Annotated in this window: 14 protein-coding genes and 1 pseudogene; 6 read left to right on the top strand and 9 right to left on the bottom strand. The window is 60.2% G+C overall.

What is annotated here, in order from left to right; all coding sequences use genetic code 11:
* Positions 1-46 precede the first annotated feature (46 nt).
* Both ICA16_RS00795 and ICA16_RS00790 read left to right on the top strand, forming a co-directional pair.
* Positions 47-274 carry a DUF6555 family protein gene (locus tag ICA16_RS00795; protein WP_034154602.1) on the top strand — a complete coding sequence of 76 codons (228 nt, stop codon included), beginning with the start codon at positions 47-49 and terminating at the stop codon, positions 272-274.
* A gap of 39 nt (positions 275-313) precedes the next feature.
* Positions 314-586 (top strand): hypothetical protein, encoded by a 273-nt coding sequence (locus tag ICA16_RS00790; RefSeq protein WP_150592415.1) that lies wholly within the window; start codon positions 314-316, stop codon positions 584-586.
* Positions 587-609: 23 nt separating this feature from the next.
* Here ICA16_RS00790 and ICA16_RS00785 read toward each other — a convergent pair whose 3' ends face one another.
* The 3 genes from ICA16_RS00785 to ICA16_RS00775 form a co-directional block, all read right to left on the bottom strand.
* Entirely contained in the window at positions 610-777 is a 168-nt protein-coding gene (locus tag ICA16_RS00785; protein ID WP_080896040.1) for a metallothionein, read from the bottom strand.
* A 957-nt stretch (positions 778-1,734) separates the two neighbouring features.
* Positions 1,735-2,190 (bottom strand): DMT family transporter, encoded by a 456-nt coding sequence (locus tag ICA16_RS00780; RefSeq protein ID WP_150618284.1) that lies wholly within the window; start codon positions 2,188-2,190, stop codon positions 1,735-1,737.
* 3 nt (positions 2,191-2,193) lie between these two features.
* The gene (locus ICA16_RS00775; protein ID WP_210699687.1) at positions 2,194-2,679 is read right to left on the bottom strand and encodes a DMT family transporter; all 486 of its coding nucleotides are present in this window, start codon (positions 2,677-2,679) and stop codon (positions 2,194-2,196) included.
* A gap of 112 nt (positions 2,680-2,791) precedes the next feature.
* On the opposite strand from ICA16_RS00775, the gene ICA16_RS00770 reads away from it, so the two are divergent.
* A complete protein-coding gene (locus ICA16_RS00770; protein ID WP_210699686.1) occupies positions 2,792-3,727 on the top strand; it encodes a LysR family transcriptional regulator in 936 nt (311 codons plus the stop codon).
* Positions 3,728-3,841: 114 nt separating this feature from the next.
* Here ICA16_RS00770 and ICA16_RS28585 read toward each other — a convergent pair whose 3' ends face one another.
* Both ICA16_RS28585 and ICA16_RS00760 read right to left on the bottom strand, forming a co-directional pair.
* Positions 3,842-5,524, bottom strand: coding sequence for a methyl-accepting chemotaxis protein (locus ICA16_RS28585; RefSeq protein ID WP_210553135.1), 1,683 nt, complete (start codon positions 5,522-5,524; stop codon positions 3,842-3,844).
* A gap of 198 nt (positions 5,525-5,722) precedes the next feature.
* On the bottom strand, positions 5,723-7,039 hold the full coding sequence (locus ICA16_RS00760) for a Na+/H+ antiporter family protein (protein ID WP_210699685.1): 1,317 nt from the start codon (positions 7,037-7,039) through the stop codon (positions 5,723-5,725).
* Between the two features lie 424 nt (positions 7,040-7,463).
* Between ICA16_RS00760 and ICA16_RS28370 the strand changes: the two are divergent.
* A pseudogene (locus ICA16_RS28370) lies at positions 7,464-8,753 on the top strand (methyl-accepting chemotaxis protein); the annotation flags it as partial.
* A gap of 102 nt (positions 8,754-8,855) precedes the next feature.
* Entirely contained in the window at positions 8,856-9,611 is a 756-nt protein-coding gene (locus ICA16_RS28365) for a methyl-accepting chemotaxis protein (protein ID WP_390896377.1), read from the top strand.
* Between the two features lie 172 nt (positions 9,612-9,783).
* On the opposite strand, the gene ICA16_RS00750 is transcribed toward ICA16_RS28365, so the two are convergent.
* The 4 genes from ICA16_RS00750 to ICA16_RS00735 are packed head-to-tail and all read right to left on the bottom strand — an operon-like array spanning position 9,784 to position 12,385.
* Positions 9,784-11,097 (bottom strand): sensor histidine kinase, encoded by a 1,314-nt coding sequence (locus tag ICA16_RS00750; protein ID WP_210699683.1) that lies wholly within the window; start codon positions 11,095-11,097, stop codon positions 9,784-9,786.
* Positions 11,094-11,762 carry a response regulator transcription factor gene (locus ICA16_RS00745; protein ID WP_210699682.1) on the bottom strand — a complete coding sequence of 223 codons (669 nt, stop codon included), beginning with the start codon at positions 11,760-11,762 and terminating at the stop codon, positions 11,094-11,096. The genes ICA16_RS00750 and ICA16_RS00745 overlap by 4 nt, the downstream gene beginning before the upstream one ends.
* Before the next feature lie 3 nt (positions 11,763-11,765).
* A complete protein-coding gene (locus ICA16_RS00740; RefSeq protein ID WP_150605323.1) occupies positions 11,766-12,077 on the bottom strand; it encodes a PepSY domain-containing protein in 312 nt (103 codons plus the stop codon).
* Positions 12,077-12,385 (bottom strand): PepSY domain-containing protein, encoded by a 309-nt coding sequence (locus ICA16_RS00735; RefSeq protein ID WP_150605324.1) that lies wholly within the window; start codon positions 12,383-12,385, stop codon positions 12,077-12,079. Before ICA16_RS00735 ends, ICA16_RS00740 begins: the two co-directional genes overlap by 1 nt.
* A gap of 236 nt (positions 12,386-12,621) precedes the next feature.
* On the opposite strand from ICA16_RS00735, the gene ICA16_RS00730 reads away from it, so the two are divergent.
* Positions 12,622-13,701: a patatin-like phospholipase family protein gene (locus tag ICA16_RS00730; RefSeq protein ID WP_210699681.1), complete on the top strand. Its 1,080-nt coding sequence runs from the start codon at positions 12,622-12,624 to the stop codon at positions 13,699-13,701.
* Positions 13,702-13,703 lie beyond the last annotated feature (2 nt).

Below are 13,703 nucleotides of genomic sequence, written 5' to 3'. Positions count from 1 at the left end.
GGTGCGCCGCGATCCTTCTATTACCACAGGGAGGAATACGGGCTTTATGAACAACGCAAAACTTTATGTCATCGACTACACCCTTCACGGCACGCCCAAGTCCTTCATTATCCGCTCGGACAAGATGGACAACGCCGAGGCTTGGCATTGGGCGAGTTGCGACGCCGGCGTAGGCCGGATCCCGCGTTTCGGTCGGGAAAAGGTGCAGAAGACCAGTAAACCGATGGCGGAAAAATTCGGCGTGGAAAACGTCGTCTGGCGACCGACCAGCTAAGCTGCGCACAGTAATCGACATCATTCGGGGGAATGCACAATGACCCACCTCATGAGCCCGGCACATCTGGATTACGGCCTGGACAGTTTGTTCGGGCGTATCACCAAAAGTGTCGACTGCCCGGTAGGACTTGAAGCCGTCGAAGATGATCCGTTTCGCTTCGCGCTGAGGGTGCCGGCACCGTTACCTGAAGATCTTGATCAGGCGAAAACCGTCGTGGTCAGGGTTGACGGTCGATTGCTACAAGGTACGGTGCGCCATACCGAGCGGCTGGAAGATGACAGCCTGAAACTGGAAGTGGAGCCTGATTAGGCTCCACTTTTTTATGGGTACGTTTACTTGGGATGCGCGCACTGGCAGCCCTTGCTTGAGCATTCCTCGCCCCCCTTGTGGTGGTGGGCGCAGGCCTCGCAGCAGTAGTGCTTGCCGTGCACCGCGTACGCATGCTCGCCGTCTTTGATGGTGCATTTACATCCGGGACAATCGCATTTTCTATCAGGCATGGGACAGACTCCTTGGGTGGTGGTTGTCTGAGGCTTGAATGCAAGCCGTAAACAACAGTGTAGGAGCTGCCGCAGGCTGCGATCTTTTGATTTTGTTTGTGTTTGGTTTTTGGTTTTTGGGAGTTGTGAGCATATCCGTTGCTACGGGTGTTGCGGCTGGCGGTTTCGCTCTTACAGCGAGTCCCTTTTTCAAACGCCAAAAAGGAACCAAAAGGCTTTGCCCCCGGCGTACGGCACTTCGCTGAGGCTCAGTGTTCCCTCGCTACGGTGTCCATCCGGGGGCATCGCCTACGGTTTGCTTCGCTGCACCTCCTCTCGATGAATGCGGCTTCGCCGCACGGCGCTGCGCGCCTGCCCCCCGGATGAACACCTCCGCTCGGCCTGCCGATGGGGGCTAAGAGCAAGAGCAACATCAAGAGCCAGATCAAGAGCCAGATCAAGAGCCCCTCACCCTAGCCCTCTCCCGGAGGGAGAGGGCTAGGGTGAGGTGTTTGGCAGAGCTATGCCGACCTGGGATACCGAGTCGAACTCAGATTCTGAAAGCCTCACAAATCGGCTCCCTCTCCTCGGGGAGAGGGCTGGGGTGAGGGGTGAATCCAACACCGAACAAAAGCCGACCGCATGCTCTCCCACCACTCAACACAATGAGCGTTAGCTCGAGTGCAGCTCTTGATCTCAGAGCCCGTCGGCAGGCTGAGTGGAGGGATTGATCCGGGGGTGGGAGCGCAGCGACCGTTTGGCGCAGCCAAACACATCGAGAGGAGGTGCAGCGAAGCAAACCGGAGGCGATGCCCCCGGATCAATTCCGCAGCGAAGGAACCCGAGCCACAGCGAGGGCCGTACGTCAGGGTAAAGCCTTTTTGGTTACCTTTTCGGCGTCTGGAAAAGGTGACTCGCCGTAAGGGCGAAACCCTAAGCAGCCATCACCGCAGCAACGGATATGTACACCAAAAACAATCAGTCAGAAGACCGAACACTACTGCGATACATAAAAACCAAAGCCAACCCCAAACAACCCATCGCCAAAACCCGACTCGAAGAAAGCTCAATCGCCGGATTCCCCAACCAGCCAAAATTATCAATCAACATCCCCATCCCAAGCTGCCCGACAATGACAGCCACAGTCGCCACAGCCGTCCCCACCACAGGCACCGCGCCCACCATCACCATCATATAAACCACCCCAAACAGAGCCCCCATCAACTGCCACTTGGGCACATCCAGCAGACTCACCGCCTGCGCCGGCTCAAAAAACAAAATCAACAACCCGGTCACCACCGCACCCACCACAAACGTCAGCAAACTGCTGCGCAATACACCAACGGTTTCACCCAAACGCCCATTGATCGCCGCCTGCACACTCAACACCGCGCCGGCCAATACCACCACTGCCAACAAAATAATCAAACTCATCACTCACCCCCGCGCAATCAAAACCAGTGCCACCACAATCAACCCCAACGCCAGCCAACGCTCAGCGTTAACCTTCTTGCGCGTCGCCCCGAACCAGCCGAAATGATCGATCAAGACACTCTTGCCGACCTGCCCGGACAGAATCGCGATCATCGTCATCGCAATACCGATATGCGGCGTCGCCAACGTCAAAACCACCACATACATCGGTCCCAGAAACCCGCCGATCAACTGCCAGCGCGGCAGATCGGTGAACGCAGGGCCCTTTTGCGGGCCCGCGAACAACAGCAGCAAAAACAGAATCGCCGAGCCGACGCCAAAGATGCTCAAGGTCGCCCACAAATGTCCGACCTGCACCCCCAACGGCCCGAGCAAGCCCGCCTCCACTGATAAACCCATGCCCGCCAGAATCACCAGCGGCAGCAACAACAATCGCAACAACGGCTTGGCCACTGGCGCGCTAACACTTACCTCATCCAACGTTTGCATAACCAAAACCTGTGCAAGTAAACGATGGCGCGGATTATCGACTGGCTTCGCTGTGCGATAAATGGGAGCATCCGGACAACACTTTTGCGCAACTCGCACAGCAGGATGACCCATGCACGGGCTCAATGAACTCGGTTTCAAGGCACTCAGACTGTTTGTCGCAGTGCTCGACCACGGCAGCTTCTCCGAAGTCGCCCGTCGCGAGGGCGTGGCGCCCTCCTCCATCTCGCGGCAGATCCAGTTGATGGAACAAGCGCTGAACCAGCAATTGCTCTATCGCCACACGCGCGCAGTCACGCCGACCGAAGCCGGGCGCATGCTCGGCCACCATGCGCGCCTGGTATTGGTGCAACTGGAAGAAGCCGAACAAGCCTTGCAGGAACAGCAAAGCGAACCCACCGGCCTTGTACGGATCAACGCCCCGGTGGTGTTTGGTCAACGGCATCTGACGCCGTGGCTCGGTCAGTTGTGCGCGCGTTACCCGAAGCTGCAACTGGACATTCAGCAAACCGACCATTACGTCGACCCGTTGCAGGAGGGTGCAGACCTGCTGTTTCGCATCGGCCCGCTGCACGATTCAAGCATGCAGGCGCGGATAATTGCGCCGCACCGCTTTCAGGTCGCCGCCAGCCCGGCGTATCTGAAACGCCACGGCACGCCGCAGCATCCCGACGAACTCGCGCGACATCAGTGTCTGGCCTACAAAGGCGCGACTGGCCTGCAGCGTTGGTTTTTCCGTCAGGATCAAGGCGACTGGACGCCCTGTTCGGTGAGGGGGCCGATCACCGGCAACCACGCCGACACCCTCACCCAGGCTGCCGAACAGGGGTTGGGGTTGGTGATGTTTCCGTCATGGCTGATTGGCGAAGCGGTGCGCGAAGGCACGCTGGTGCCGGTGCTGGGCGAATATCAGGTGTCGAACAGTCTGGAACCGCAGCAGATCGCGGTGCTGTGGCCAGGGAGCCGGCGGTTGTCGGTGAAGGTACGGACGGTGATTGATTTCTTTGTCGAATGTTTTGGCGAAGTGCCTTACTGGGACAGGCCTTGAGGACTACCCCATCCCTGTAGGAGCTGCCGCAGGCTGCGATCTTTTGATCTTCTGAAAAGCAAAATCAAAAGATCGCAGCCTTCGGCAGCTCCTACAGGGGTTTGTGTACGGCTCCTAGATTCGGAACTGCCCAACCAGTTTGCCCAACCGCTGGCCGAGATCCGCCAGACTGCGCGAAGTCTGCGCCCCCAGTTGCGTTTCATCCGCCACGCTATCCACCGCCACCGCAATCTGATGCACGCTGCGGTTGATCTCTTCGGCCACCGCCGTCTGCTCCTCGGCAGCGCTGGCGATTTGCGCGTTCATCGAGTTGATGGTCGCAATCAATTCCGCCATCGCATCCAGCGAAGCCCCGGCCTGATTGGCTTGCGCCGATGTACCGTCACCCGCCTCGCTGGAACGGCGCATCGCCTCGACCGCCGATTGCGTGCCCGCCTGCAAGCGATCGATCATCGCCTGAATTTCCTGGGTGCTGATCTGCGTACGACTGGCCAGCGCACGAACCTCATCCGCCACCACTGCAAACCCACGCCCGGCCTCACCGGCGCGCGCCGCTTCAATTGCCGCGTTCAGTGCCAGCAGGTTGGTTTGCTCGGCAATCGAACGGATCACCCCGAGCACGCCGACAATCGAACTGACGTCCTGTTGCAGGCTATCGAGCGATACCCCGCTGCTGCGGATGTCATCGACCAGCGCGTGAATCTGTTTGATGCTGCCCGCGACCACGCGTTTGGCGCTCTGGCCTTCTTCGTCGGTTTGCTGGGCGGCGACGGCGGCGTTCTGCGCGCTCTTGGCGACTTCCTGGGCGGCGGCGGACATTTCGTTGATCGCCGTGGCGACCTGATCGGTCTCGTGGCGCTGACGCTCCATCGCCTGATCCGAACGCTGGGCCTGATCGGAGACCTGCGTCACCAACCCGGTCAGTTGCGTGGTCATCTCGGTGATCTGCCGCACCAAGCCATGAATCTTGTCGACGAAGCGATTGAACGAGCCGGCCAGCTCACCCAGTTCGTCCTGGCTGGTGATGTTCAGGCGGCGTGTCAGGTCACCCTCGCCTGCTGCGATGTCATCGAGGTTGGCTTTCATCTGGGTCAGCGGACGCAAAATGGTATTGGCCAGCAGCATCCCCACCGCCGCAATAACGAGCAGCACCACCACCGCCACGCCGACGATGCTCAGCACCACGCCTTGCATGCGTTCCTGCACCTGCGTTTCGACCAACGCCACTTGCGCTTCGATGCCGTCGAGGTTGACCGAGGTACCGACCGCCATGTCCCACTTCGCGAGGTATTCGGTGTAGCCGAGTTTCGGCACCAGCACCTTCGCGTTGCCCGGCAGCGGCGAGCTGTATTGCAGGTAATGCGTGCCGTCCTTCGCCACTTTCACCAGGCCGAGGTTGACGTAGACGCCATTCGGATCGCGGTTGTCCTTGAAGCTTTTGCCCACGCCTTCGGGATCGTTGGCCTTGAACAGGCGCACGGTTTCGGAGTCGTAGCCGAAGAAGTAGCCGTCCTTGCCGTAGCGAATCCCCGAAAGCAGTTTGATCGCCTGCGCGCGCGCCGCTTCATCGCCGGGGGCGGCAGCGTCGTACAGCGGTTTGATCGTGGTCATGGCCACGGCGACGTAACTTTGCAGAGTGGCTTTGGCGTCGCCGAGCAGGCGCTCGCGGGTCTGTTCGACCTCTTCGCGCGCCTGTTCCTGAAGAATGAACAGCGTGGTCAGGCTGATGACCAGCGCAAAGAGCAATACCGGGAGGACGGCGAGGGAGAGGACTTTAGCCTTGAGGCTCAGGCGCATTGGGGGTGCTCACTCTTTTGGTTTTATTGGCGTGGTTAAAGGCTTTAACGGCACGCCAGGTCAAAAGTTGAGCTGAGGAATCACCACATCCCCTGTAGGAGTGAGCCTGCTCGCGATAGCGTCCGACCCGTCAGCACATTTGCCGACTGATACAACGCCATCGCGAGCAGGCTCACTCCTACAGGTGGACTTGTGGTGTTACAGGACCATCGCGGCCACCCAGCCGAACGCCAGCAAAGGCAGGTTGTAGTGCAGGAAAGTTGGCACCACGGTGTCCCAGATATGGTGATGCTGACCGTCGATGTTCAGGCCGGAGGTCGGGCCCAGGGTCGAGTCCGAGGCCGGCGAACCGGCATCGCCCAGCGCACCGGCAGTGCCGACAATGCAGACGATGGCCAACGGGCTGAAACCCAGTTGCACGCACAGCGGGACGAAAATCGCCGCCAGAATCGGCACCGTGGAAAACGACGAACCGATGCCCATGGTCACCAGCAATCCGACCAGCAACATCAACAGCACGCCCACGCCCTTGCTGTGATTGATCAACGACGCCGACGACTCGACCAGGGTCTGTATCTGCCCAGTGGCCTTCATCACCTCGGCGAAGCCTGAGGCGGCGATCATGATGAAGCCGATCATCGCCATCATCTTCATGCCTTCGGTGAACAGATCATCGGTGTCGCGCCATTTGACGATGCCCGACACCGAGAAGATCAGGAAGCCCACCAGCGCCCCGATAATCATAGAGTCGAGCAGCAACTGCACGATGAACGCGGCGGCAATCGCCACGCCGGCAATCATCAGGCTCAGCGGGTTGTACTGCACCGCCACTTGCTCGACCTGCTCGATCTTCGCCAGATCGTAGACGCGCCGCTTGCGGTAGCTGATGAAGGCCATCGCCAGACCGAACACCATGCCCAGCGCCGGAATGCCCATGGCATGGGTGACGTTGATGCCGCTGATGTCGACGCCGCTGCGTGCAACGTTGGCCAGCAGAATTTCATTGAGGAAGATGTTGCCGAAACCCACCGGCAGAAACATGTACGGCGTGATCAGACCGAAAGTCATGACGCAGGCGATCAAGCGGCGGTCGAGTTGCAGCTTGGTCAGTACATAAAGAAGCGGCGGAACCAGCAACGGAATGAACGCAATGTGGATCGGCAGAATGTTCTGCGAGGCAATCGCCACCACCCACAACAGGCCGATCAGCAGCCATTTGACGTTGCCGCCACCGGTACTGTGCTGGCGGTCGACCATCGCCAGCGCCTTGTCGGCCAGCGCATGGGCCAGGCCCGACTTGGCAATCGCCACGGCGAAAGCGCCGAGCAATGCGTAGGACAACGCCACCGTCGCCCCGCCGCCCAAGCCGCTGTTGAACGCCTTGAGCGTGGCATCGATGCCCAGACCACCGGTCAGGCCGCCAACCAGCGCGCCGACGATCAAAGCGATCACCACGTGCACGCGGGACAGGCTGAGAATCAGCATGATGCCAACCGCCGCTATGACTGCATTCATTTCATTACCTCAAAAAACACTGCGGTGGAAAACCGACCGCCAGACAGGATGAGTCCGCCAAAGGTCAACCGGCGGATTGCAAAGAGGGTCTTATTAGAAGGGCGCGCACTGTGCCGCAGAGTGGCGGTGGTGTCAAAGCAAGCGACCGAATCACGACGCAGCACCCGATGAAGAACCGTGTAGGAGCTGCCGAAGGCTGCGATCTTTTGACTTTGTTTTTTCGCATCGAAAGATAGATCGAAAGATCGCAGCCTTCGGCAGCTCCTACAGGGGATAAATCCCCTCGCCACAGAATCAGCCTCATCAACGGGTCGCAGCCATAACCTGCGGCAATCCGCCATATTGTGTTTGCGGGATAAAGAAAGCCGTTTTACGGCCGCTACAGTGCAAAGTCTCAGATACTTATCGAAATAAGGACGTCTCCATGTCGCTCAGACAACTTTCCATCCAATGGAAAATCACCCTGCTCGCCGGGCTTTGCCTGGCCGGTATCGTGACCCTGTTGGTGGGTCTTTCGCTGTATCGCATGGAGCACAGCTCCGCAATGGTGAAAGCCTCCAGCATGGAGATGCTCACCGAATCGGCCCAGGCGCGCATCGAATCCCAGGGCGAGGTGCAAGCCGCCGGCATTCGTCAGCAGTTCATGGACGCTTATCAATACGGCCATGGTTTCTCGCGTCAGGTTTTGTTCCTGCGAGAGCAGGCCGAAAAGCGCTTCCTCGATGCCTTCGACCTACGCGAAGACATGACCCGTCAGGTCAAGTCCGCGCTGCAAGCCAATCCGGACTTGCTCGGCCTGTCGCTGGTGTTCGAAGCCAACGCGCTGGACGGCAAGGATGAACTGTTTGCCGGCCAGGCCGAGCTGGGCAGTAACGACAAGGGCCGCTTCGCCCTGTACTGGTCGCAGCCGACCCCGGGCAAAATCACCTCGATGGCCCTGCCGGAAAGTGACATGGCCGATACCAGCACCGGCCCCAGTGGTCAGGCTGCCAACGCCTGGTTCACCTGCCCGCGCACCACGCTCAAACCCTGCGTGATCGAACCGTACTTCTATGTGATCGATGGCCACAACGTGCTGATGACCAGCATCGTTTTCCCGCTGATGGTCAACGGTAAAGTCATCGCTTCGCTGTCGGTCGACATCAACCTCAACAGCCTGCAAGCGATCAGCCAGAGCGCCAGCAAAAAGCTCTATGACGGCCAGACCGCCGTGAGCATCATCAGCCCTGTCGGCCTGCTTGCCGGCTACAGCCCGGATGCCAGCAAACTCAGCCAGCGTCTGGACGCCGTGGATAAAACCAGCGGCGCCGAACTGCTGCGCCAACTGGCTTCCACTACCAACGTCAGCAGCCTGCACAGCAACGGCCAGTTGAAAGTGCTGTCGCCGTTCCAGCCGATTCCCGGCGGACCGTCGTGGGCGGTGTTGCTGGATGTTCCTGAAAAAGTGCTGGTGGAACGCGCCGAAGCGCTCAAGCAGCAGCTGGATGCGAGCAACAACACCGGCACGCTGATCGAGTTGGGCCTCGGCGTTCTGGCGGCGTTGATTGGCCTGCTGCTGGTGTGGCTGATGGCGCGCAGCGTGACCCGACCGATCCTTGGCGTGGCGCACATGCTCGAAGACATCGCCAGCGGCGAAGGCGATCTGACCCGGCGCCTGGCGTACGACAAGCAGGATGAACTCGGTCAACTGGCCGGTTGGTTCAACAAGTTCCTCGACAAGTTGCAGCCGATCATCGCCGAAGTGAAACGCTCGGTGCAGGACGCGCGCAACACCGCCGACCAGTCCTCGGCCATCGCTACGCAGACCAGCGCCGGCATGGAACAGCAATACCGTCAGGTCGATCAGGTCGCGACTGCGTCCCACGAAATGAGCGCCACCGCGCAGGACGTCGCCCGCAGCGCAGCGCAAGCGGCCGAAGCCGCCAAGGATGCTGATCGTGCCACGCGTCAGGGCCTGACCGTGATCGACCGCACCACCGCCAGCATCGACACCCTCGCCGCCGACATGAGCGCGGCAATGGTGCAAGTCGAAGGCCTGGCCGCCAACAGTGAGAAAATCGGCGCGGTGCTGGAAACCATCCGCGCCATCGCCGAGCAAACCAACCTGCTAGCCCTCAACGCCGCGATCGAAGCGGCTCGTGCCGGTGAAGCCGGACGCGGTTTTGCCGTTGTCGCCGACGAAGTCCGCAACCTCGCCCGCCGCACGCAGGAGTCGGTGGAAGAAACCCGTCAGGTCATCGAACAATTGCAGAGCGGCACACAGGATGTGGTCGGCTCGATGAGTAACAGCCATCGTCAGGCGCAGGGCAGTGTTGAGCAAGTTGGCCAAGCGGTGACGGCGCTGCGGCAGATTGGTGATGCGGTGACAGTGATCAGCGACATGAACCTGCAGATTGCCAGTGCCGCTGAAGAGCAGAGCGCGGTGGCAGAAGAGATCAACAACAACGTGGCGACGATTCGCGATGTGACTGAATCGCTGTCGGGTCAGGCGAACGAGTCGGCGCGGGTGAGCCAGTCGCTGAACAGCCTGGCGAATCAGCAGCAGAGTTTGATGGATCAGTTTCGAGTGTGATTCGAAGAACCTGATGCGGCTTGCTTGTTCGAGCTACAGCGGTTCACCCAGAAACGCACTCCCCCTGTAGGAGCTGCCGAAGGCTGCGATCTTTTGATCTTGATCTCTTAAAAGCAAGATCAAAAGATCGCAGCCTTCGGCAGCTCCTACAGGGTTTGTGCAAGGGTTCAGGTTATCGCCGAGGCAGCTGAATCTCTACCTTCAACCCTCCCCACTCGCTCTCGCCCAACACCAACGTCCCGCCCCACGTATCGACGATATCGCGCACAATCCCCAGTCCCAGGCCATGGCCGTCAGTCTGCTCATCAAGCCGTGTCCCGCGACTGAACACCTGAGCGCGTTGTTCGGCAGGAATCCCCGGGCCATCATCCTCAATGCTCAAGGCGAACCCGTCAGCGCTCTCGACCACGCTCAAACGCACTTCGGCATCCGCCCATTTGCAGGCGTTATCCAGCAGGTTGCCCAGCAGCTCCAGCAAGTCCTCACGATCCCACGGCAATTGCAGCCCCGGCGGCGCCAAGTAGCTCAACGCCAGATGCTCGCCGTGGATCATGTTCAGCGTCGCCAGCAATCCCGGCAGTTCGGCATCGCAATCAAACAGCGCACCCGGCAACGCATCACCGGACAGCCGCGCGCGATTGAGTTCACGATTGAGCCGTTGCTGCACCTGTTCCAGTTGTTCCTTGAGGATCCTGCGCAGCTCGGGATGACCATCGAGTTTTTCACTCGACGCCAGGCTCAGCAGCACCGCCAGCGGCGTTTTCAGCGCATGGCCGAGATTGCCCAGCGCATTGCGCGAACGCTTGAGGCTGTCTTCGGTGTGCGCGAGCAAATGGTTGATCTGCGCCACCAGTGGTTCCAGCTCCACCGGCACCTGATCGTCCAGTTGCGAGCGCTGGCCCTGCTGCAACTGAGCGATTTGCTCACGCGCCTTTTCCAACGGCCGCAGCGCGCGACGTACGGTGAGGCGTTGCAACAACAGAATCAGCAACAAACCGGCCAGACCGAGACCGAGGCCGATCTGGCGCATGCGCTGGAAGCTGTCGTTCACCGGCGTGTAATCCTGCGCGACGCTGATGGAGATCGACTGGCCCAATCGGCGATAGTCCGAACGCAGCACCAGCAATTTCTGGCCGTCCGGGCCCAATTGCAGATTACTGTGCAGCCCCGGATGCTCGAGCAGCGGCAGGTCCTGATCCCACAGCGAGCGCGAGCGCCAGTGGCTGTCGGCAAAATCGATGCGGAAGTAATGCCCGGAAAACGGCCGCTGATAGGCCGGTGACAGGTGGCGTTCATCCAGCTGCAAGCCCTGCGGGCCGCGCACCAGCGCCACCAGCAGGCTCTCGCTGTCGTTGCGCAACCCGGCTTCGAGGTAGCGTTGCAAGCCCATTTCGAACAACCACAGGCTGGTTTGCGCCAACACCAGACCCACCACCACCATCACGCTGATCAAACCCAGGCTCAAGCGGCGCTGGATCGACCTCATGAAGCTTGCCCGCCGAACAGGTAACCCTGACCGCGACGGGTTTCGATGACGCTTTTGCCCAGTTTGCGGCGCAGGTGATTGACGTGGACTTCGAGGACGTTGGAGTCACGCTCGGTCTCGCCGTCATAGAGGTGTTCGGCGAGGTGGCTTTTGGAAAGGATCTGCTCCGGGTGCAGCATGAAATAGCGCAGCAGACGGAATTCTGCGGCGGTCAGCTGGATATCGGCACCGTCGCGCGTCACGCACTGACGGCCCTCGTCCAGATGCAAGCCGGCAGCCTTGAGCGTGGTTTGATTGGCCTGGCCCTTTGAGCGGCGCAACAGCGACTGCACCCGCAGGTGCAGCTCTTCCGGGTGGAACGGTTTGGTCAGGTAATCGTCGGCACCGGCCTTGAGGCCTTCGATGCGTTCAGCCCAGGAGTCGCGCGCGGTGAGGATCAACACCGGGATCGCCAACCCGCCCGCGCGCCACTGCGCCAGCACCTCAAGCCCCGGCACGCCGGGCAAGCCGAGGTCGAGGATGATCAGGTCATAGGGCTCGCTGCTGCCCTGATACAAGGCATCGCGGCCGTCCGCCAGCCAATCCACCGCGTAACCTTGACGTTGCAGACTGGCGATCAACTCGTCGGCCAGCGGTACGTGGTCTTCCACCAGAAGCAAGCGCATCGATCAATCTTCCTTGTCTTTCACGAGTTCACCGGTATCGGCCTTCAGGTGCAGCTCGCGCGCGACACCCTCGGCCGTCAGCAACTCGACTTCATAAATGTAGACGTCGTGTTTCTCTTCCAGCTCGACTTCCAGCAATTTTGCCCCGGGATAGCGATCCATGGCCTGCTGCAACACTTGCTCCAGCGGCAGGATCACCCCGCGCTGACGCAGCTTCAGTGCCTCGTCCTGATCGAGGTCGCGAGCCATCGCCGACGAACAGGAAATCACAAGCGCCAACGCAGCAAGGCTGGTGGCGCGAACATTAACCTTCATTACGTATCCTGATGATCCTTGAGAACCTGCCCACTGACCGCGTCTAATTCCAGATCCCAGTTCAGCCCCTGTGGATCACGCAGTTCGACCTGGTAGATGTACTTGCCGTACTCCTCTTCCAGCTCGGTTTCGGTGATGGTCGAACCCGGGTGTTTGGCCAGTGCCGTGGCATTGAGCTTCTCGAAGGAGACGATAGTACCAGCGTCGCGCAACCGCAGGGCTTCATCAGGGCCCAAATCGCGGGCATGGGCGAGGCTGGCGGTCAGGCCGAGGATCGAGACGAGGGACAGGGCAGTCAGGGTTTTCATGGGTATCTCCGTATTTTTATGTGTTGCCTACTGCCGGCACCTTAACGGGATGAACTTAACTGAAACTGAATGGCCATCATTGTGCCCACCAAACTCGTTTCCCCTGTAGGAGCTGCCGCAGGCTGCGATTTTTTGATCCTGCTTTTTTAAAGTCAAAAGATCGCAGCCTTCGGCAGCTCCTACAGGGATCGCAACATGTGTTTATAATTCTTCGCTTGCTAACGATCGAGACCGGTATGACTGCCATCCACATCAAGTTCCCTGCCCTCACCCTCAAGGCTGGCCCTCGGGCCATGGCGCGGATTCGTGCGCAAGGCCTGAACGCTGCCGACGTCGGCACCCTGCCCGGCGCGGCCGGTGGGCCGAAGGCGCTGGGGATTCAGGGGCTGGATCTGGCGTTGTTCGGTGAGTGGCTGCCGAGCGCGCCGCGCGAGCGTTCGCTGATCGGGGCTTCGGTCGGTTCCTGGCGCTTCGCCAGCGCCTGTCTGCCGGACGCCGCCGAAGGCATCCGTCGCCTCGGCCAGCTCTACGCCGAGCAGAATTTCAACAAAGGCGTGACCATGGCCGAGATCAGCCAGAGTTCACAGCGCATGCTCAATGACCTGCTTGACGGCCGCGATGCGAGCATCCTCAGTAACGCCGATTACCGCTTGAACATAATGGTGGTGAAGAGTCAGGGGCGTCTGGCCGATGATCATCGTGGTCGACTGGGGCTGGCACTGGGCTCGGTAATTGCCGATAACCTGCGAGGCCGCGCACGGCTGTCGCGGCACTTCGAACGGTTGATCATCCACGATCCGCGCCTGGCGCCGCCGGTCAATGCGTTGAACGACTTTCCGTCACGCTTCGTCGCGCTCAATGCCGGCAATCTGCGTCAGGCGCTACTGGCGTCGGGTTCGATCCCGATGGTCATGGAAGGCGTGCGTGATTTGCCGGGTGCCGGTGCCGGAACGTTTCGCGACGGAGGCCTGCTCGACTATCACCTCGACTTGCCCTACAGCGGCGACGGTATCGTGCTCTATCCGCACTTCACCGACCGGGTGATTCCGGGCTGGTTCGACAAGACGTTGCCGTGGCGTCGTGCTTCGGTGGAGCGCTTGCAGGACGTGCTGTTGCTCGCGCCTTCGAAGGAATACCTGGCGCGCCTGCCCTACGGCAAACTGCCCGACCGCAACGACTTCAAACGCTTCATGGGCGATGCGCCGAGCCGGCAGAAATACTGGCACGCGGCGATGGAAGAGAGCCGCCGATTGGGCGACGAGTTTCTCGAACTGGCTGCCAATGGTCGCCTCGCCGAGCGCTTGCTGACCCTTTAGTC

It is taken from the genome of Pseudomonas anatoliensis, from assembly GCF_017976235.1.
Lineage (GTDB): Bacteria > Pseudomonadota > Gammaproteobacteria > Pseudomonadales > Pseudomonadaceae > Aquipseudomonas > Aquipseudomonas anatoliensis.
Note: the sequence above shows the minus strand (reverse complement) of the source record. Positions and strands in the feature narration are given on the sequence as shown.